We start from the raw sequence: 19,606 nt of genomic DNA, 5'->3' as shown, positions 1-19,606 counted from the left end.
CTGCGAAGAAGGCTTCGAAGAAGGCGGCGACGAAGAAGGCGGCGAAGAAGGCGGCGAAGAAGAAGGCTGCGAAGAAGAAGGCCGCGAAGAAGAAGGGGACGAAGAAGAAGGCTGCGAAGAAGAAGGCTGCGAGGCGCTGACTCGAGAACCGAGCTGGAGAACCGGAGAACCTGACTCGGAGAACCGGAGAGGACTCACGGAGAACCTGACTTGGGGAGAACCTGACTTGGAGTCCCCATTTTGATCTTCGGATCACTTTTTAAGTGGGAGTGGGAGAACCTGACTCGGAGTCCCCATTTTGATCTTCGGATCACTTTTGAGGAGGAGAACCTGACTTGGAGTTCCCATTTTGATCTTCGGATCACTTTGGGGAGAACCGGACTCGGAGTCCACGAAGAAGGAGAACCGGACTCGGAGTCCCCATTTTGATCTTCGGATCACTTTTTGAACCGAACTCGGAGTCCCTTTTTTGATGCTCAGACTACTCGGCCCAGGCTGCGCCGGGGCGCAATGCACGCGCTCTCAGAATTCCTGCAACACCAGGCGCCGCGGGCCGAGAACCCTGCGTGGCCACCTCCGCCCAGAAGCAAGCCAGCGCCGCCCGTCGGGCGAAAAACCGAGCCCGCGGCCTCGCCCGCGACCACCTGCGTGTTCGCGCTCGGCCGATCTATCGCGGTGGCCGCTACAAGATCACCAGGCGCTGCATCGGCCGGCTGTTCCTCTTCTCTCCAGGATACAAGCCTGCCGAGCTCACCAACTTCCTCGGCTACTGCCTCGCCTACGCGGCGACGCGCTACGGCATCCAGGTCCACTCGAGCCTGTGGATGTCCAATCACCACCACACCGACCTCACGGACCCCGACGCCAACCTCGTGCCCTTCAAGCAGCTCCTGCACAGTCTCGTCGCCCGGGGTCGCAACGCCCAGCTCGGACGCACTGACAGCGTTTGGAGCGGCGACGCCCCATGCGACACGCAGCGGCCGACCGACGACGAGTCGCTGATGGACCTCGTCTACACGCTGACCAACCCGGTCGAGGCCGGGCTCGTGAAGTGGTCGCGCGACTGGCCGAGCTTCACCACGATCGGCTGGCGCTTCGGCGAGACCCGGACCTTCAAGCGGCCGGATGGGATCTTCGACGAGGACGGCGACATGCCCGAGGAGGTCTCACTGACCCTGGTTCGGCCAGCGATCTTCTCGAAGCTCGATGACGACGCGTTCTACGACAAGTTGATGGACGCGGTGCGTGAGCGCGAGCTCGAGGTTCATCGATACATGCGCAAGGTCGGGCGTCGATTCATGGGGCAGCGCAAGCTCGCCCGGCAGCGTTGGAATCGTGCGCCGCAGAGCTTCGAGGAGCGGTTCACGATCACACCGAAGCACGCGGCCTCGTGCCTGAGGCTGGTCTTGAACGAGGTGGCGCGGGACCGGGAGTGGGAGCGTGACTACGCGGCGGCGCGGGCGGCTCTGCTCGCGGGTGAGCCGGCGGTGTTTCCAGCGGGGACTTACTGGATGCGGCGCTTCGCGGGTGTTGATGTGATCGCGCAGGCGCCGTAGCGGGTGGAAATAGAGAGATGGCGGGGTCGCGTGAGCTATCCTGCCGGGGTGTATTGGTTCGGCGGCGCTGAGACCCAGCTTGAGGGGCGAAACAACACGATTGTCGAGCTTCGATCATCGAAAGTGGGCGTGTACTTGTGGCTTGAGGAGCGTCGGACGAGCAACCCGGGTCTCGAGATGACTGGTTTTTGTCCGGCGCTCGCAAAGACTCCCCGTCCGGATGCCCCCGGGATCTGTGGCTTGAGGAGCGTCGGACGAGCAACCCGGGTCTCGAGATGACTGGTTTTTGTCCGGCGCTCGCAAAGACTCCCCGTCCGGATGCCCCGCAAAGACTCCCCGTCCGGATGCCCCCGCCGTCCCGGATGCGCAAAGACTCCCCGTCCGGATGCCTCGCGCGCGGATGCCCCAGCGCGTCCGGATGCCCCAGCGGGGCTCAAGCGCTGAGGGCGAGCAAGCGGGCGAGCGCAGACGCGCAGGGGGCGATCGTGGCATGCTCCAGGCAGATCGATGCAGAACCTCAAGCGAACCTCGAAGCTGCTCCTGTCCTCCTTCCTGCTCTGCGCGCTACTCCCGGCGTGCGACAAAAAAGAAGAGAAGAGGGACGACAAGGCCGCTGAAGAAAAGTCCGAGGCTGACAAGGAGCTCGAAGCGCGGCTGGCCAAGAAGCGGGCCGACCGCGCGGCTGAGGCCAAGGCCCTCGAAGACAAGGCCAACGCGATCAAGGCGCTCGCAACCTTGCCTGAGGAGATGCCCAAGGATCTCGAGGCCGCCTGCGACGGCGTCGCCACTGCGCAGGACGAGTTCATGAAGAAGCACTACGACGGCGAGGGCCTCAAGCGCTGGGAAGAGGCCAAGGGCACGCAGATGGGCATGCTCAAGGCAGGCTGCGTCAAGGCCCAGAGCATCGACATCGCGGCGTGCCAGGCCAACGCGATGAACAACGCGCCGGGTGAGTACAAGAAGGACCTGCCCGACATCCTCGCCGCGTGCATCGAGAAGTTCAGCGCGCCAGCCGAGGGCGCAGATCCGGCCGCGCCGCCGGCCCAGTAGGGTCAGGCGTCGGCGCGCGCGCCATCCTCGGTGCGCGCGAGCAGCCGCGCCGCGCAAGGCCCAACGAGCTCGCGCAGGCCGACGCGCCGCCAGCGAGCGCGTAGCTGCGGTGTCGGACACCCGAGCCCTCGGCGGTGGTGCTCGGCTCGTCGCCGCCCTCGCCGGGCTTGGTCGTCACGCCGCCGCCGTCGTTGTCGGCGGGCGTCGGCGAGCAGCCGACCGCGAGGACCAGCAGCGGCGACGCGAGCCCGAGCTAACGGAGGAGCGTCGCGCGAAGCCGTCGCGCGGACCTGTGGGCGTGCTCGTCGATCCAATCATCATGGGCCACGCGCTCACGCTAGCACGGGCGCGAGACCCGGAACTTGGGCGCGAAGGTCAGCTCGCCCGTACGCCGATTTGCTCGAGGCCGCGGTCACCGAGGAGGCGCCGGAGCCCCGCGTGGGCCTGACTATCCACGCGCAGCTGAGCCTCGCAGGAGTCGTTGTTGGACAGCTTCGAGTGCCCGGCTCGCGCTCGGCGGGTCGCGGCGTCGACGGCCTCGTCGAAGGCCTCGGGATCGTCGAAGCCGATCACGAGCCCGTCGGTCTGTGCGTTCATCAGCCGCAGGCCCATCTTGATGATCGGCGAGCGGTAGATGACCCAGGCCTTCTCGACGCAGCTGGCGTTGTCGACCAGCCAGGCCTGGAAGATCTGACGGACCTCGCTCTTCCACGCGTGGACGTCGTCGGCGTCGATGACGAGCAGGACCCGGAAGCCCGCGGCGATCTGCTCGTCGCCCGCGTCGAGGACCGGCTGGATGTGCTCGGCCTTGACGTGGCCAGCGAGGCGACAGTGGATCAGCCCCGGGGCGATGACGTCGACCTGGCCAAGGCCCATCCGCGCCGAGCTGCGCGCGCTGGGGTGCAGGGGAGTGCGGTCGTTCCCGTGTCGGCCATCCATGAAGGGATTAGATCATGAACTCAGCTGACTGAACATTGGCCCAGAGACCAATTCGTGTTGTTCTTGAAAGATAAATTGCGCTGAGATCCGTCGCAAAATGCCCCACAGCTGGCCAAAAGACCGAATTTCGGGCTGCGACCGGCCAAAGGGTCCAGGCTGTCGAGCCAGTGTCATTCCCTACACCTGGGTGAGGTGCGCGCTCAGGTCTTGCGCCGTCGCTTCGCGATCTTCGCGAGCTCCGCGAGCCCGGGCACGCGCAGGATCACCGCCACGATCAGATACACGCAGCCCCCGACGCCGCCTTGCAGCGCGCCCTGAGCGAGGGCCGCGAGGACCCCGTCGAGCCCGAGCAGCGCGGCGAGGTCGAGCGCCTGACCGACGTGGTGCCCGGTGAGGATCCCGAGCGCGAGCGCTGGGATCGCCCGGGCCGCGAACGCGCCGTAGCCCGAGCTTCGCCCGGCAAATTCACGACGCAGCAAGATCGCGAGCACGACCACGTAGATCGTGATCGCGACCGCGCCCGCGGCCGCGAGCCCGACCGTCGCCGCCTCGCGGCCAAGGGCAATGTAGAGCGGCAGGCAGCCGAGCACGACGCCGGTCCCGAGCAGGCTCGGCAGCCAGGTCTTGCCCATCGCGTAGAAGCCCCGGGCGAGCATCGACTGGATCGCCCAGGCCCACAGCCCGAGGCACATGACCGCGAGGGTCAGGCCCAGGGTCTCGTGCTGGAGGTCGGTGATCCGGCCGCCGTAGATGACGCGCGAGATCTCGGGCCCCGCGCAGGTCAAGACCACCTGCGCGCCGAGGGCCAGGATCAAGATCCGCTGCACGGCCTGGCTGAGCGTCGCGTGGGCGGCCGCGCGATCGTCGTTGGCGACGAGGCGCGTCAGCGTTGGGAAGGTCGCCGCGCCGATCGCGAGCCCGAACACGCCGATCGGGACCTTCATCAGGTTGCGGGCGTACTGGGTGATCGCGACCGAGCCCTCGTCCATGCCCTGGGCCAGGACCTTGAAGATCCACTCGTCGACCGCGACGACCGAGAAGGCCAGCATGATCGGCAGCGAGCGCCACAGGTAGGTGCGCAGATCCTCGTGGCGCAACGACAGCCGCGGCATCCAGCGCAGGCCCGAGCGGAGGCAGCCGAGCAGCGGGAGGCCGAAGGGCCCGAGCACGCTGCCGACCAGCACGCCCCACGCGAAGCCGTAGGCGCCCGCCTCCTGCCCGCCGATCAACCCGCCCGCGACGATGCTGCCCGTGTAGAGCAGCGGGGCGATCGCGGGCAGGGCGTGGCGGTCGCGGGCCTGCAAGCTCGCCGACAGCAGGCCACCGAGGACGTGAAAGAGCTGCGCGGGCAGCACGATGCGGGTCAGCGCGACGAGCTCGGCGCGCTGGCTCGCGTCGAACTTCGGGAACACCACGTCGACGATCGCGGGCATCGCAACCCACAGCCCGGTCATCACGACCAGCATCAGCACGACGAGGAAATTGGCGATCACGCTGAAGGCCTCCCACCCGCGCTCCTCCTCGTCGCGGGCCAGGTACGCGCCGAAGATCGGGATGAACACGATCGACAGCGCGCCGCCGGCCAGGAGGTAGTTGAGCCAGTCGGGGATGATGAAGGCTGCGTGGTAGACGTCGGCCTCGGCTCCGGCGCCGAGGGTCCGGCCGAGCACCGCCTCGCGGACCAGGCCGACGACCCGGGAGAGCAAGATGGTGCTCGCCCAGATCAGCGAGGCGATGCCGACGCGCGTGGACACGTGGTCAGGAGCATGCGGGAAGGGCCCGCGGAGCCCAAAAAAGCGATGTCCGCCTCTCCAGATCGCGGGCCTGGCGCGAGGGGACCTGGCCGGCCTTGCTGGCCCGCGCAGGAGGGCCGATTCGGGTGCGCTATCGTTGTCGACCCCGGTGCCCGACTCCGAGCGCTTACTCCCTGGCCGGTTGATCGCGGATCGCTACCGCGTTGGAGAGGTCGTGGGGCGGGGTGCGATGGGCATCGTGTATGCCGCCGAGCACGTGCGCGTGGGCCGGCCCGTGGCGCTCAAGGTCCTGACCCGGGCGTGGTCGAACAAGGCGTCGGTCCGCGACCGCTTCGAGGCCGAAGCGCGGGCTGCGTCGGCGGCGGGGCACCCCAACATCATTCAGGTGTTCGACGTCGGCGAGCTGCCCGACCAGCGGCTCTACTCGGTCATGGAGTTCATCGAGGGCCCGACGCTCTACAAGCTGCTGTGGGCCGAGCATCCGCTCGCGCTGACCCGCGCCTGCCGACTGATCCGCGACGCGGCCTTCGGTGTCCGGGCCGCCCACGCGCGCGGGGTGATCCACCGCGACCTCAAGCTCGAGAACGTGATGGTCCAGGTGCTGCCCGAGGGCGAGGTCGTCAAGGTCCTCGACTTTGGCATCGCCGCGGGCGTGATCACGCGCAAGCGCTCGACCGTCGCCGGGATGGCGCTCGGGACCCCGGAGTACATGGCCCCGGAGCAGGTCGACGGCGCCGAGCCGACGGTGCGCTTCGACATCTACGCCCTCGGGGTCATGCTCTTCGAGCTGCTGACCAAGCGGCTGCCGATCGCCGACGAGAACCCGCTCAAGCTGATGGCCCTCAAGGGCCACCTGCCCGCGCCGCGGATCGTCGAATTTCGGCCGGAGGTCCCGGCTGCGCTCGACCAGCTGATCGCCGATTGCCTCGAGATCGATCCGAGCCGGCGCCCGGCCTCGTGCGAGCTGTTCCTCGACCGGCTCGAGCCGATCCTCGCTGCGCTCGAGTCCGCGCCAGCGCCCACGACCACGCTCGTGGCCGACCCGAGCACGCCCCCGCCGCGGCCGTCTCGGCTCACGCGCTCCTACGCCGAGATGCGCGGGATCTCGGCCGACGAGGGGGCGGCCGTACGCGTCGCAGGCCAGACGCGCGGGTGGGCGAGCGAGCCCCTGCTTTGGTTGGGAGCGGGTCTCGCACTGAGCGCTGCGCTCTCGATTGGGCTGCTCATGGTTGGACAGCGAGGCCGGAACGCCGAGCTCGTCGAGGCCGAGGCGGACCCTCGGCGGCTCCCAGAAGAGCCGGCTGCGGACGAGGCGGCCGCGGGCGAGCAGGGGAGGGACGAGCCGAGCGCGGACGAGCCGACGCCGAGCGAGGACCGGCCCCCGCCGCAGGCCCCGAGCATCGAGCCTGGTGCCACGCCCGCGACCCACGCACCCGAGGCCGACAGCCCCGCGAAGCCCCGGGCGCGAGAGCACGAGACGCCCCGCTGCAAGGCCGTCCGCGAGCGCGGGCTCGACAGCCGCCAGGCCCATGACTGGCCCGCTGTCCTCGACGCGGCGCAGCAGCGAGAGTGCTGGGCACATGCGCGTGAGCGCAAGAAGCTCGAGACCCAGGCCTACATGGAGTTGGGTCGCTTTGACGACTGCTTGCGCGCAGGGAAGCACGTCAACGACACTGAGGTGAAGAAGTGGGTCACCCTGTGCAGCAAGCGCCTCGCCGGCTGATCGCGTTTGCGGTCGCAGCGGCGATCCAGATCGGGGCCGGGGCGGCCGTCGCGGCTCCGACACCCGAGCCGGAGCCCGTCGAGGCCCGGCTCGAGATCGACACCAGCCAAGCGGGGGCCGGCGGCGAGGTGCTCCACCGTCGGATCGACGAGCGCGCCAACATCGTGCTGCGCCACGCCAAGGTCTTGCCCGGTGATCGCTACGACGCGACGCTCGAGATCGCTGTCCGCGAGGTCGAAGGTGACGAGCCTGGGTACGTGGTGATCTTCGAGCTGCGCGCCGCCGACGGCTCGGCCCTCGACGAGCCCGCCGAGATCGCGTGCTCGCTGTGCACCGAGACCGAGCTCGTCGCCCGGGTCGAGACCGAGCTCGAGCCGGTCATCGCGGCCCTGCGCGCGCACGCGGACAGCTCGGATGAGCGAGACCCGATCGAGAGCCTGGGCGAAGATCCCAGGCCACTCGAGCCCGTGGACCCGCCGACCGAGCTCACCCCAGCTCCGCGCGGTCACCTTGGGCTGCTCGCTGGCGGGGTCACCCTGCTCGCGCTCGGGGCGGGCTCCCTCGCTACGGCGGTCGCGCTCATCGTTCCCGAGCCGAAGGTCGACCAAGACGACCCCCTATTTCTGATCACCACGCGCCCCGTCGGCTACACGCTGCTCGCCGGGGCAGCCGCGCTCGCGGTCACGGGCGCGGTCCTGACCGCGGTCGCGGTCCGCAAGCGGCGTCAGGCCCAGTGGTCGGTGGCGCCCTACGGCGCGCCCGGCCACGTCGGCGGGGTCGTGAGTTGGAGCTTTCGTTGATGAGGCGCGCCGGATTGATCTTGCTCGCGTTGGCGGTCTCGCAGCTTGCCTGTCGGATCCCCAACGAGGATCACTGCGGCCGCCGCGACGGCGACGCGACCTGCGTCGAGCGCGATTCCGCGCGGCCCTACTGCAGCTTGTGCGAGCCCGAGCACGACGGCTGCGTCGAGGCTGTGGCCGAGATCACCGCGGACTGCCGACCCGCAGGATCCGGATCCGATCCGGGCGACGGCGCGACCGAGACTCACGCCGAGTCTGGCGGCGAGACCGTTGCGACCGAGACTGGGCTCACCCCCGAGTGTGGCAACGGCGTCAAGGAGCCCGGTGAAGACTGCGACGGCATGGACTTCGGTGAGCTGAGCTGCGCCGACCCCTTCGGGCTGCCGAGCGGGACCCTCGTGTGCGTGGTCGGTCAGTGCGTGGTCGACACCTCGCAGTGCTGCCTCATGGATGGCCAGGTCTGCGAGCCGGGGGAGTGCTGCAACACCAACTGCAACCTCGTCACCAACAAGTGCGGCCTATGACACGAATACTCCTGGTCATCGACGCGCCGCCCGAGCGGCGCATGATCGCGCGCTTGTGCCCGCGGCTCGAGCTCATCCCCGTCGAGGTCGCCACGCTGGCCGCCGCGCGCCAGCTCCTGCGCGATCCGACCCGCGATTTTTCCGCTGCCGTGGTCGACGCGCAGCTCAGAGACGGTCAGGGGCTCGCGCTGCTCGGCCAGCTGCGAGTCCCGCCGCTGCCGTGCGCGATGGTGCTGGCCGGAGGCGACGAGCTCGAGGCCGCCGCGCCGCTGGCCCTGAGCCTCGGCGTCCATCGCCTGCTCCGTAAGCCCTTCTCGACCGAGGGCTTCGAGGCCGCGGTCGAGTCGGCCAAGAAGCGCAGCGCCGAGATGCGGCGCTGGCTCAACCCCGAGACCGTCGGCGAGCGCCACGACTCGTGGCTCAAGGTCCTGATGGCGACGGACTCCTCGGGCGACGAGCAGCGCGGTTCCGCCCCTGGCTTCTTGGATCGCATGGCGAGGATGGTGGTCGCCCAGGGCCAGCTAACCCCGGCTGAGGCCCGCCTGGTCCCGGATTTGCTCCTTGGCCGCGACTACAACAGCGTCGCCGCGGTGCACGGGCTATCCGCGGAGACGGTGCGCAGCCACGTCAAGGCGATCCTCGCCAAGCTGAACCTCGCCTCGGCCAAGCAGCTTTGGCAGGTCTGCGTCGCCGAGCTCGATGGTTGAGTTGTCCCCCATTTCGGGGGAAGAGCGGGTGATGGGCTCCCCCATTTCGATGTAAGTCGGGTCTGGGGGGGGCACGTGTGCGCCGGCTAAACGGCCTCAGATCGACCTCTGGCGGTCTTTTTGAGCTCGTTTGTTGATTTTGTTGGCGCCCTGCGGTTCGCTTGATCGGGCGTCGCTGCGTAGCTTGTAGGTGCGGCCCCGAAGACGGGCACGCGACGAAAGGCAACCACAACATGCAAAAACTTACCTCTCTATTCATCCTGTCCCTGTCCCTTCCCTTCGCGCTGTCCGGTTGCGGCGACGACGGGAGCGTCGAAGAAGCCGGTGAGAGCCTGACCGAGACCGGCGACGGCGACGGGGACCCGGGCGACGGCGACACTGGAGACGGCGACGGGGACCCGGGCGACGGCGACACGGGCGACGGCGACACGGGCGACGGCGACACCGGCGACGGCGACACGGGCGACGGCGACACGGGCGACGGCGACTCGGGCTACTGCGCGATGGGCTGCGAGGCCGACGCGGACTGCTGTCCGATGGGCTCGCTCGACTGTCCTGGCGACAGCTACCCCGACAACTGGTTCTGCGGTGACCAGGGGGTGTGTGAGTTCGGCGGCTGCGCGAGCGACGATGACTGCACCTTGGGCGGGCTGCTGCCCGGCCAGGAGTGCCACCCGATCGCCGACCAGCCGACTTGCTTCGAGCCCTGCGCCACCGACGCAGACTGCATGCTGCAGCCCGGGGCCACCTGCTCCGGCGAGGCCGACGACGGGACCATGTACTGTGCCGTCGAGGACGCGCCCGGGTGTGAGAGCGACGCTGACTGCGGGGGCTACGGCATCTGCGATGTCGACAGCGGGGCGTGCTACTGCGATCAGGACAGCAACTGCACCGCCGAGGGCGTCGACACCTGCGTCTCCGGGTAGGCGCATGAGTTGAGGGGCTCTTTGGCCCTTTCGCGCCCCCGTGAGCTACGGCTCACGGGGGCGCGCTTGATTTAGCGGGCGTACTGCAAGTTTTGGCGACAAAGCCCTCGGCGAAAAGGCCAAGCGAGGCGGCGCGAGGCATTGCACTACGGGCTGCTAGGCTCGCCCGACCCCGATGCCGAGCGCCAGCCAACCAGATCCCGCCCTCCGTACATGGCGAGCCCGCGCGCGCCGGGCCTTGTTCGGGTTGCTCGCCTCGTTCGCCCTGCTGATCGCCATCTTGCTCATCAACACCCTGTCGAGCGAGTCTCACCAGGTCGAGCCCGGCACCTTCGAACCCCTTGCGATCGACGAGGCTCAGGCCGTCGAGCACCTGCGCGAGGCGATCAAGCTACGCACAATCTCAACCCAAGACTCCGCCGCGTTCGACGGTGAAGCCTTCGAAGACCTCCACGCCCTGCTCGAGCGCGCCTTCCCCCGCGTCCACGCCGAGCTCGAGCGCGAGCGCGTCGCCGACTACAGCCTCATGTATCGCTGGCAGGGCGCCGACCCCGAAGCCGCTCCGATCATCCTCACCGCCCACATGGACGTGGTCCCGGTCGTGGATCCCGAGGCCTGGTCGCACCCGCCCTTCGCCGCCGAGGAGGCCGAGGGCTACCTCTGGGGCCGCGGGACGATGGACGACAAGGGGTCGCTGTTCGCGATGCTCGAGGCCGCCGAGGCCATGCTCGAGGCCGGGATCGTGCCGCCGCGAACCGTCTACCTGTGCTTCGGCCACGACGAGGAGTTGCTCGGCCACGGCGCCGTAGCGATCGCGGCTCGCCTGCACGAGCGCGGTGTCGAGGCCGAGTTCTTGCTCGACGAGGGCGCCGGGATCACCGTCGGGATCATCCCGGGCATCGAGCGGCCCGTGGCCCTGCTCGCGCTCGGCGAGAAGGGCTCGGCGACGATCGAGCTGCGGGTCGAGACCGAGGGCGGGCACTCGTCGTCGCCGCCGAACGAGACCGCGATCGGGATCCTCGCGGCCGCCGTCGCGCGGGTCGAGGCCTCGCAGATGCCGGCCTCGCTCGGCGGTCCCTTTCGTCAGACCCTCGAGGCGATCGGACCCGAGCTCGGCTGGCCGATGAAGCTCGTGCACACCAACTTGTGGTTGCTGCGGCCGATCGTGAAGCGGGCCCTGCTCGCGAGCCCGAGCACCGCGGGAGGGGTCCGGACCACGACCGCGGTCACGGTCATCGAGGGCGGGGTCAAGGCCAACGTGCTGCCGAGCACCGCCCGCGCGCTCGTCAACCACCGGATCAACGCGGGCGACACCGTCGACGAGGTCCTCGCCCACGTGAAGGCGGCCGTCGACGATCCTCGCGTCGAGGTCTCGCTGGTCGTCGGCAACGAGGTCCCGCGGATCTCCGACGCCGACGCCCCGGCCTTCTCGACGGTCGCCCGGGCGCTGCGAGAGGTCCACAGCGAGGTCGTCGTCGCGCCCGGCCTGTTCGTCGCCGCGACCGACGCCCGTCACTACGAGGACGTGGCCGCGCAGATCTACCGACTCTCGGCCTTCTTCATCACCAAGGACGACGTCGCGCGCTACCACGGCGTCGACGAGCGGCTCTCGCTCGAGGACTTCGCCGGGATGATCCAGTTCTACGGTCGCGTGATGCAGGCGCCCGTGAACCCCGGCTGACCCGCGAGGGGTGACACCGCGCCCGGGCCTGCGGCATGCTGCGCCCGTGCTGGATCCGATCCTCTCGAACGCGATGCTCGCTTGCGCCGCCGTGGCCGCGAGCTGCTGGCTGCTCTCGGTCGTGACCCGCGAGTATTCGTGGGTCGACCGGGTCTGGTCGATCGCGCCGGTCGCCTACGTCGGCTACTTCGCGTGGGCGAGCGGGTGGACGCCGCGGCTCGTGCTGATCGCCGCGCTGGTCCTGGCCTGGGGCGCGCGGCTGACCTTCAACTACGCGCGCAAGGGCGGCTACGCGCCCGGAGGTGAGGACTACCGCTGGGCGGCCCTGCGCGAGGCCATGAGCCCGACGGCCTTCCAGGTGTTCAATTTCGTGTTCATCGCCGGGTTCCAAAACGCGCTGTTGTTGCTGCTGAGCTTGCCGGCCTGGGCGGCCGCGAGGCAGACGACGCCGCTGGGCTGGATCGACGCCGCGCTCGCGTTCGCGTTCGTGGTCTTGCTCGGCGTCGAGACCGTCGCCGACCAGCAGCAGTGGCGCTTCCAGACCGACAAGCGCGCCGCCCTCGAGCGTGGCGAGCCCGCGCAGCCCTTCCTCACGAGCGGCCTGTTTCGCTACTCGCGCCACCCGAACTTCTTCGCCGAGCAGGGGATGTGGTGGGTTGTCGCGCTCTTCGCCCTCGCCGCGGGCGCCCGGGACTGGGCGGTGATCTTCGCTGGCCCGGTGATCCTGGTCGCGCTGTTCCAGGGCTCGACGGCCTTCACCGAGGCGCTGTCGCTGCGCAAGTACCCGAGCTACGCCGACTATCAGCGCTCGACCTCGAAGCTCATCTTGTGGTGGCCGCGGCGCTGAGCGTTGGCCCCTCGCGGCACGAGTCGCTCGCCGACCTTGGCCTTGCGAAACGCGACGTGGCCGTCGAGCCGCGCGGGGGTCCTTCGGGCTTGTCTGTCGTGCACGTGCAGTTGCCACTTTCGACCTTCGCCCCGCACACGACAACTCCTATTCGGGGGGCGGCTCGACGTGGGGGGATTCCGGCTCGAGCGGGTACAGGGGGCCCGTGCCCGGGCAAGCTAGCATGCGTACCTTGTCGCGGCCGGGACGAGGATCCGGCTCTGCGGCAGTCCGCAGGTCCGGATCTTCTGGCTCATACTCGACGAAGGCCCCCTGGTCCCACGGCACGAATTCCGTCGCCGATGAGAGCTTGGCGCAGGTCGGCGCGGCGTCGTTTGGGTTGGGTGGCGCTTGGTCCTGGCCGGGTTGTGGCGAGCTAACTAAGATGGGGTCGCAGATGAAGTTCGCGCTCGAACGGTCCGTGTCGGAGGGGCCAAGGGTTCCGAGCCCGAACGCGATGCCCCAGCACCGTACGCGCTGGTCGACGCCCAGAGCACAGGCTAGATTCCAGGCTCCCATGAGTTGGGTGGTTCGCGGCAGCCCGGGCACGAGCGCCGGGCCGTCGCGGCTTGTGCGGCACGTCGTAGGCACCCAGTCGTCGGGGGAAGCATCGAACCAGCACCAGACTTGGCCTTTCGCATCGAGGGCGCAGATGTCTCCCCAACCCGTCGCGCGGACAAACTCGACGGCTTTGACTCCAGCGATTGTAGCGATGAGCTCCGGCTTGGTTTGGTGCCAGCCGATGTCCCAGCGGAAGATACGTCCGTCGTCGAGCGTGGCGACGTAGCGGTAGCCTGCGTCCCCCGTTGTGAACGAAAGGTCGGTCGCGTGGCCTGGTAATTCGATGGGCTGCGGCTCGACGCCATCGACGGAAAACGCATTGCATCGCACCTCGCCGTTCGTGGTGAGGATGCAGTTGTTTTCGACCTCCCGTACTTGCAGGGCCATCCCCTGTCCATCCGTGTTCCATGTAAGGGGGTGGCGGAGAACCTTTCGCTTCGTTTCCCACGGGCCCAGAAACTCCCAGGAGCGGTCGCAGGCCACGCCTGCGTCCGTCGCAAAGCAAAGCGGGCTGTAGAGATCGCTCGTGCACACCCGGGTGGACACCGCTGTGTTGCTGCAGTCGGCGAAACAGTGGTTGTCCCATCGCCTCGCTAGGTCGTGATGCACCGCTCGCTCGATCTCGAACTCTCCGTCTGCGGCGGACCTGAAGTAACCACGGGCGAAAGCGCCGCGGCCCCAGGACACGATCTCTCCGTTGGCGCGGCGAGCATACGCGCGCTCCTCGTCCACAGCGATCTGTGTCGCATCAGAGAGCCCCAGGACGCGACGCGGGTGCGGGCCGGGCTGAATTACGTCGCAGCGGTATGCCTCCGCCAGTCCGCCCCAGCAATACACCTGACCGTCATCGACGAGGGCGCAGGCGAACTCGCCCCTGGGGTGGGCGTCGATCGCCACGACCCCCTCGAGGGTCGCTCCCGACGCGGGGGCCGGGACGGGATGATGGGCGGGGGGCTGCGGCTCCTCGGTTGGCGCGGCGCCGCTGCGCGAGGACCTATCCACCCGTTCGCAACTCCCCAGGGCGAGCGACGAGGCGGCCAAGATGCGCATCCAGCGGGTCACGGTGTGTTTTCCTCCACGATGAACGTTAGCGCAAGTTGTTGGCGACCTGAGTAAAGGGCCTATTCGGGGGGCGGCTCGAGGTGGGGGGATTACAGGTCAAGCGGGTACAGGGGCCCCGTGCCCGGGCAAGCTCGCATGCGTACCTTGCCGCGGCCGAGACGAGGACCCGGTTCTGCGGCAGCCCCCAGGTCCGGATCTTCTGGCTCATCTGGCTCATACTCGAGGAAGGCTCCCTGGTCCCACGGCACGAATTCCGTCGCCGATGAGAGCTTGGCGCAGGTCGGCGCGGCGTCGTTTGGGTTGGGCGGCGCTTGGTCCTGGCCGGGTTGTGGCGAGCTAACTAAGATCGGGTCGCAGATGAAGTTCGCGCTCGAACGGTCCGTGTCGGAGGGGCCAAGGGTACCGAGCCCGAACGCGATGCCCCAGCACCGTACGCGCTGGTCGACGCCCAGAGCACAGGCTAGATTCCAGGCTCCCATGAGTTGGGTGGTTCGCGGCAGCCCGGGCACGAGCGCCGGGCCGTCGCGGCTTGTGCGGCACGTCGTAGGCACCCAGTCGTCGGGGGAAGCATCGAACCAGCACCAGACTTGGCCTTTCGCATCGAGGGCGCAGATGTCACCCCAACCCGTTGCGCGGACAAACTCGACGGCTTTGACTCCGGCGATTGTAGCGATGAGTTCGGGCTTGGTTTGGCGCTCGCCGATGTCCCAGCGGAAGATACGTCCGTCGTCGAGCGTGGCGACGTAGCGGTAGCCTGCGTCCCCCATTGTGAACGAAAGGTCGGTCGCGTGGCCTGGTAATTCGATGAGTTGCGGCTCGACGCCATCGTCGGAAAACGCATTGCATCGGACCTCGCCTTTCGTGGTGAGGATGCAGTTGTTTTCGACCGCCCGTACCTGCAGGGCCATCCCCTGTCCATCCTTGTTCCATGTAAGGGGGTGGCGCAGAACCTTTAGCTTCGGTGCCCGCGGGCCCAGAAACTCCCTGGAGCGGTCGCAGGCCACGCCTGCGTCCGTCGCAAAGCAAAGCGGGCTGTAGAGATCGCTCGTGCACACCCGGGTGGACACCGCTGTGTTGCTGCAGTCGGCGAAACAGTGGTTGTCCCATCGCCTCGCTAGGTCGTGATGCACCGCTCGCTCGATCTCGATCTCTCCGTCTGCGGCGGACCTGAAGTAGCCACGGGCGAAAGCGCCGCGGCCCCAGGACACGATCTCTCCGTTGGCGCGGCGAGCATACGCGCGCTCCTCGTCCACAGCGATCTGTGTCGCATCAAACAGCCCCAGGACGCGACGCGGGTGTGGGCCGGGCTGAAGTACGTCGCAGCGATATGCCTCCGCCAGTCCGCCCCAGCAATACACCTGACCGTCATCGACGAGGGCGCAGGCGAACTCGCCGTTGGGGTGGGCGTCGATCGCCACGACCCCCTCGAGGGTCGCTCCCGACGCGGGGGCCGGGACGGGATTATGGGCGGAGGGCTGCGGTTCCTCGGTTGGCGCGGTGCCGCTGCGCGATGACCTATCCACCCGTTCGCAACTCCCCAGGGCGAGCAACGAGGCTGCCAAGATGCGCATCCAGCGGGTCACGGTGTATTTTCCTCCACGATGAACGTTAGCGCAAGTTGTTGGCTCAGCAACAGGATCACTCGGCGCCACTCAGGACTGGCTACGTTATCGGGGGCCGGAAAGTGCAAGTGTTCGTCCAGAAGAGCCAGGTACCGTTCACCGTAGCTGCTGACGGTCGTCAAGGCGGCGAGCCTGCCGCCCAGGGCAGCGCGCAGCGCTCGATCCACATTCTTGGCCCGCGACTCCGAGAGCACGTCGTTGTACCACTTGCGCCCCAAACGATCGGCGAACCCCATGATCTGGAGGTCTCCTTTGGGGTCCTCGAGTAGAGCGAGTTCACGTGCCGCCCACTTCTTGAGCGCGACATGCCCGTTGCCGCGTAGGGTCGCGCTCGACAGGTGAAACTGGAAGTTTTTTTTGTCGATGTAGCCCGAGGTGACGTCTTCAAACCTCATCTTGGGCGGGTCGATCACCTGTTTTGCGTCGTCAGTCGGGAAGATAGCCCCCCAACCGTGGGCAAGGGCCTCGCCCGGTAGATCCGTATCTAACTTGTCGATGTTGGCGATGACCTGGGCGTTCGCGCCGCTTCCTTTGATGAGCAGGCGCATCTCCATCTCTTGCCCGTCTAGGTGAGCCGTGATGCCGCGGAAAACGGTGAGGGGGCCGTCAAAGTCCTCGGGACCGAAAACAGTCGGCGTTCTGACGCTTCCAGTTCCCTGGAGTTTGAGGACATCGGCAGTGGAGGATGAGCCACCCCCCACGCCTGCGAAGGCGAGGGTGATCGCACGCGTGGTACTCCACGGCGGGTCGATCGACTCGATGGTGATTGGTCCGGCGAACGCTTTGACTCCGGCGTGTACCTGGAGATTGTCGACTATGTCCTCGACGGCCCTCCCCCACTCGTCTCCGAATTTTTCGGTCGCCTTTTTCCCTACCTTTTTAGAGATTTTCTTGCCCATGTCGACTTCGTAGGCGGTTCCTAGTGCGTCGATGCTGAGTTTGTATTCGTGCAGTTTGGGGTAGATCCCCAAAAACCGGCTCAGGCAGTAACGTAACTCGTTTGAGATGAGGTTCTGGCAGTTATTCTTGGCAAATGCTACAATGCGCTCGAGCCAGCCCTGGTACGTGTCATTGCGCATTGAGCCATCGGGAATGAGCAGCTTGATTTCCTTCTGAAGGATGAGCGACACGACCGTATGGAAAAGATCGCGCGTGGGCCAGCCGGCCATTAAAAGCCCCTTCAGATCTGCAAATTTGGTTCTCGAGTCCTGAAGGCCAAAGAACAATATCGCACATTCGTCGCGGATGTACGTGAGGAGCTTCCTGATGCTCCTGGCGAGATCAGTGTCCATTTCTCCCGACGGTTTTTGCTTGACGATCTCCTGCATCATTGCACGGAATTCGTGGCACAGCAGGGTCTCCTTGAGGTGGTGGGTCCAGGCTGCTGGGTACGGCTGGTGCTCGAGGTCCAACATCTGGCCGCCGCGCTTGTCGGTAATGGAGTTCGCCACAGCGGCGATGCTCTTGATCGCGCGCTGTGATAGCGTGGCGCGGGTCGATGAGCGGACCAGCGGGCGCGTCTTACCGACCTCTCCATGGATCTCGATCTTTCCCGCCGCGAGCACCTTGAGTTCACCAACGAGGGACTCGCTGGCGTCGTACAGACCCCACGATGTTCCGGTCGCGTTGTCGGCTTCACCGTAGATCTCTTCGACCGTCCCCCACCTCTCATTCAGGAGATTTGGCAGTCGGCAGAGCCACAGGCACAGTTGGTTTCCCGCCTGGTTGATGTTGGCGGCCCAGTTGTCGTTTTGGTAGCGGCCTGTGAGGTCTTTGAGCTGGCTGTGCTCGGGCTCGAAGGCCTGTTCCTGACAGTCGGAGACGCCGATGACGACGCTCGCGGCGTCGGGGGTGTCGGGCAGTTCCTCGCGTTTGGCATACGCGCGGGTGCGACAGACGACACTGCCGTCGGGCAGGGTTCGCTCCTCGACGGACATCAGACCGGCTCCCCCGAGAAAGGGTCGACGACATCTTCAAACGAGTCTTTGTTGTGCAACATTTCTCCCCAGGACAACTGGTCGAACACGGCGAGTCGAGAGCCGCTCTCGTAGTGGCAGTACAGGGTGTATCGCTGATCCTTGGGAACGCCATCGAACCGAAGGTCGGTCTCGGCGCCGTTTTGCGCGCCTTCCTCCATCGACACCGTTCGCTGAAACCCTCCGGAACCTTCGAGCTCGAAGACCACCCCGCTTTGGGTCCGCCTGTCGAAGTGAATGTCTGTTGCCAGCACCAGTTCACCGATGAACATGTTGCCAAGCTCTGCTTCCTCTGTAGGGACCTCTTGACCACGGAAGCTGGCGCTTTGGTACAAGAGCTCGGGGCCAAGGCCATCGGCCGAGGCGGCAGGGAGGGCCAGGACGTCGACCAGCTGCGCGTCTTCGTCGGCTTGCACCTCGGCAAACTCGGTTGCAAACGCATGGCTTGCCGCCAATGTCGGCGTTTTGGCGTGTAGGGCAATGAGCGGTGCCCCCACGACGTCGCAGGCCTGCTCGAGGTCTCGCCGCAGCGCTCGAAACACTGCACCGAGTGTCAGCTTGCCGCACTTGCCGTCTGGCTCGAGGTCGCCGTCGAAGAACTCGTTGTACTGCTCCTGAAACCGCCGGACGATGGGCTTGGCCTCGTTCGTGGCGATGTCGGGAGGCGGCGGGGATTCGGTGAGCGCCCATCCGCGTGACGTGGTGAGGTAGTGGAAGTAGGCCACGATCTCGGGGAGGCTCCCATGATCGGTCGCGATGCGGACCCACGCGTCGGTGTCTTCCTCGAGAAGAGCGCAAAGCCCGTCGGCCCTCGCACGAGAGATCGTGTCGTTAACACTGGCGCTGCCCGACGGCGAGGCGTGCCCCACCAGCACGACCGTCGGGTCGTCGAGGCGCGACGCTCGCCGCAGCAAGCAAGCGACCGCGACCAGGGGATGTTCGAAGTCGGAGAGCGGCCCGGGTAGCAGGAGTGCCGAGCCCTTTTTGTGACGAAGCATCGAGCGCTGGGCGAAAAGATACTCCGCCCGCGCGAGCGAGAACGACGCTTCGTCGCGGTAAGTCTGGTCGTAGACGAGTTCGACCTTGGCGGGGCCGTAGGGAGGGGCAAGGCGCTCGCCCTGGAGAGCGCCCGGCTGGGTGATGATGCCGTCCCACTCGGCGTCGTGGGAGCCATCGCGGGTCTCGACGGGGGACAAGGCACGCTCGTGGACGATCCGGCCGGGGAAGGTCTCCGAGACGATCTTGAGCAACACTGGGCGACCCTCGAGCCCGCGCAGGAGATACGTGAACTTCAGCGGCTGCTGTTCGAGTGTCGGGTCACATCGTGAGATCATCAAGGAGAGAAGGTTGTCGCTGATCGGCGCGGGGGCGGGGGCGGTCTCGTCGGCGTGGAGCTCGGGGTCTGTGTGTGAGTACTTGGACAGGGCGCGGGGACGCTCGAAGATCGTCAGTTGTCCTGAGCGCAGCGCTGACCCAATCCGGCTCCACTGTTCGCGCGCCGACCGTGGCAAGTGGCCGGCGAGACCTTGTCGAGAGATGAGGGCCCAGACCTGGCTGAGGCTGCACGAGGTACTGCTCGTGGACTGGCGCAGAACCGACAAGGCGCGGTCAGGCTCGATCCGCGTCGCATCCTCTACTCTGGTTCCGAGGCAGAGCCATCGTTGCATGCTCCCCGATGAGGGCAATCTGAGCGTCGTACCTCGTCGTCCACGCCAGGAGGACATTGCCCGACTCTAGCACGGTTGGGGCAGGGACGACGAGGGTCTCGCCGGTCGGGCGGGCGCGAACCGAGGACCAAGTTGGCGAGGGCCTCGCTTCGCTCGTGTTCTAAGTGATGCA

Annotated in this window: 15 protein-coding genes and 1 pseudogene; 10 read left to right on the top strand and 6 right to left on the bottom strand. The window is 67.2% G+C overall.

Annotation, left to right across the window (positions count from 1 at the left end; all coding sequences use genetic code 11):
- Positions 1-26: 26 nt before the first annotated feature.
- The 3 genes and pseudogenes from ENSA5_RS39405 to ENSA5_RS28010 form a co-directional block, all read left to right on the top strand.
- Positions 27-110 (top strand): annotated as a pseudogene (locus ENSA5_RS39405) (50S ribosomal protein L17); the annotation flags it as partial.
- 456 nt (positions 111-566) lie between these two features.
- On the top strand, positions 567-1,556 hold the full coding sequence (locus tag ENSA5_RS28015; RefSeq protein WP_106394781.1) for a hypothetical protein: 990 nt from the start codon (positions 567-569) through the stop codon (positions 1,554-1,556).
- 507 nt (positions 1,557-2,063) lie between these two features.
- On the top strand, positions 2,064-2,606 hold the full coding sequence (locus tag ENSA5_RS28010) for a hypothetical protein (protein WP_106394780.1): 543 nt from the start codon (positions 2,064-2,066) through the stop codon (positions 2,604-2,606).
- A gap of 375 nt (positions 2,607-2,981) precedes the next feature.
- Here the strand turns inward: ENSA5_RS28010 and ENSA5_RS28005 are convergent, their stop codons facing one another.
- Together ENSA5_RS28005 and murJ are read right to left on the bottom strand one after the other, a co-directional pair.
- Positions 2,982-3,545 carry a hypothetical protein gene (locus ENSA5_RS28005; protein WP_146156193.1) on the bottom strand — a complete coding sequence of 188 codons (564 nt, stop codon included), beginning with the start codon at positions 3,543-3,545 and terminating at the stop codon, positions 2,982-2,984.
- Positions 3,546-3,745: 200 nt separating this feature from the next.
- Positions 3,746-5,299 carry a murein biosynthesis integral membrane protein MurJ gene (murJ, locus tag ENSA5_RS28000; RefSeq protein ID WP_181198223.1) on the bottom strand — a complete coding sequence of 518 codons (1,554 nt, stop codon included), beginning with the start codon at positions 5,297-5,299 and terminating at the stop codon, positions 3,746-3,748.
- 148 nt (positions 5,300-5,447) lie between these two features.
- Between murJ and ENSA5_RS27995 the strand changes: the two genes are divergently transcribed.
- The 7 genes from ENSA5_RS27995 (at position 5,448) to ENSA5_RS27965 (ending at position 12,507) form a co-directional block, all read left to right on the top strand.
- Positions 5,448-7,022, top strand: a complete 1,575-nt coding sequence (locus tag ENSA5_RS27995; protein WP_181198222.1) for a serine/threonine protein kinase — start codon at positions 5,448-5,450, stop codon at positions 7,020-7,022.
- Positions 6,998-7,822: a hypothetical protein gene (locus tag ENSA5_RS27990; RefSeq protein WP_106394776.1), complete on the top strand. Its 825-nt coding sequence runs from the start codon at positions 6,998-7,000 to the stop codon at positions 7,820-7,822. The genes ENSA5_RS27995 and ENSA5_RS27990 overlap by 25 nt, the downstream gene beginning before the upstream one ends.
- Complete coding sequence (locus tag ENSA5_RS27985; protein WP_146156192.1) at positions 7,822-8,346, top strand: hypothetical protein; 525 nt, start codon at positions 7,822-7,824, stop codon at positions 8,344-8,346. Before ENSA5_RS27990 ends, ENSA5_RS27985 begins: the two co-directional genes overlap by 1 nt.
- Complete coding sequence (locus ENSA5_RS27980) at positions 8,343-9,053, top strand: helix-turn-helix domain-containing protein (protein ID WP_146156191.1); 711 nt, start codon at positions 8,343-8,345, stop codon at positions 9,051-9,053. Before ENSA5_RS27985 ends, ENSA5_RS27980 begins: the two co-directional genes overlap by 4 nt.
- 233 nt (positions 9,054-9,286) lie before the next feature.
- Complete coding sequence (locus tag ENSA5_RS27975) at positions 9,287-9,979, top strand: hypothetical protein (protein ID WP_106394773.1); 693 nt, start codon at positions 9,287-9,289, stop codon at positions 9,977-9,979.
- Positions 9,980-10,154: 175 nt separating this feature from the next.
- Positions 10,155-11,660: a M20 family peptidase gene (locus ENSA5_RS27970; protein ID WP_106394772.1), complete on the top strand. Its 1,506-nt coding sequence runs from the start codon at positions 10,155-10,157 to the stop codon at positions 11,658-11,660.
- A 73-nt stretch (positions 11,661-11,733) separates the two neighbouring features.
- Positions 11,734-12,507 carry a DUF1295 domain-containing protein gene (locus ENSA5_RS27965; RefSeq protein ID WP_106394804.1) on the top strand — a complete coding sequence of 258 codons (774 nt, stop codon included), beginning with the start codon at positions 11,734-11,736 and terminating at the stop codon, positions 12,505-12,507.
- Between the two features lie 147 nt (positions 12,508-12,654).
- Here the strand turns inward: ENSA5_RS27965 and ENSA5_RS27960 are convergent, their stop codons facing one another.
- From ENSA5_RS27960 to ENSA5_RS27945, 4 genes are all read right to left on the bottom strand, one after another.
- Entirely contained in the window at positions 12,655-14,004 is a 1,350-nt protein-coding gene (locus ENSA5_RS27960) for an RCC1 domain-containing protein (RefSeq protein WP_181198221.1), read from the bottom strand.
- Positions 14,005-14,258: 254 nt separating this feature from the next.
- Positions 14,259-15,587, bottom strand: a complete 1,329-nt coding sequence (locus ENSA5_RS27955; RefSeq protein ID WP_106394770.1) for an RCC1 domain-containing protein — start codon at positions 15,585-15,587, stop codon at positions 14,259-14,261.
- Positions 15,588-15,748: 161 nt separating this feature from the next.
- The gene (locus ENSA5_RS27950) at positions 15,749-17,728 is read right to left on the bottom strand and encodes an OmpA family protein (RefSeq protein ID WP_106394769.1); all 1,980 of its coding nucleotides are present in this window, start codon (positions 17,726-17,728) and stop codon (positions 15,749-15,751) included.
- On the bottom strand, positions 17,728-19,020 hold the full coding sequence (locus ENSA5_RS27945) for a hypothetical protein (RefSeq protein WP_146156189.1): 1,293 nt from the start codon (positions 19,018-19,020) through the stop codon (positions 17,728-17,730). The genes ENSA5_RS27950 and ENSA5_RS27945 overlap by 1 nt, the downstream gene beginning before the upstream one ends.
- Positions 19,021-19,606 lie beyond the last annotated feature (586 nt).

The organism is Enhygromyxa salina (genome assembly GCF_002994615.1).
GTDB lineage: Bacteria > Myxococcota_A > Polyangia > Nannocystales > Nannocystaceae > Plesiocystis > Plesiocystis salina_A.
Note: the sequence above shows the minus strand (reverse complement) of the source record. Positions and strands in the feature narration are given on the sequence as shown.

Bases quoted from the DNA above. Each gene is read 5' to 3' on its own strand.
- ENSA5_RS27950 (WP_106394769.1), bottom strand. From the start codon at position 17,728: ATGTCCGTCGAGGAGCGAACCCTGCCCGACGGCAGTGTCGTCTGTCGC.
- ENSA5_RS28005 (WP_146156193.1), bottom strand. From the start codon at position 3,545: ATGGATGGCCGACACGGGAACGACCGCACTCCCCTGCACCCCAGCGCG.
- ENSA5_RS27970 (WP_106394772.1), top strand. From the start codon at position 10,155: ATGCCGAGCGCCAGCCAACCAGATCCCGCCCTCCGTACATGGCGAGCC.
- ENSA5_RS27985 (WP_146156192.1), top strand. From the start codon at position 7,822: ATGAGGCGCGCCGGATTGATCTTGCTCGCGTTGGCGGTCTCGCAGCTT.
- ENSA5_RS27975 (WP_106394773.1), top strand. From the start codon at position 9,287: ATGCAAAAACTTACCTCTCTATTCATCCTGTCCCTGTCCCTTCCCTTC.
- ENSA5_RS27980 (WP_146156191.1), top strand. From the start codon at position 8,343: ATGACACGAATACTCCTGGTCATCGACGCGCCGCCCGAGCGGCGCATG.
- ENSA5_RS28010 (WP_106394780.1), top strand. From the start codon at position 2,064: ATGCAGAACCTCAAGCGAACCTCGAAGCTGCTCCTGTCCTCCTTCCTG.
- ENSA5_RS27965 (WP_106394804.1), top strand. From the start codon at position 11,734: ATGCTCGCTTGCGCCGCCGTGGCCGCGAGCTGCTGGCTGCTCTCGGTC.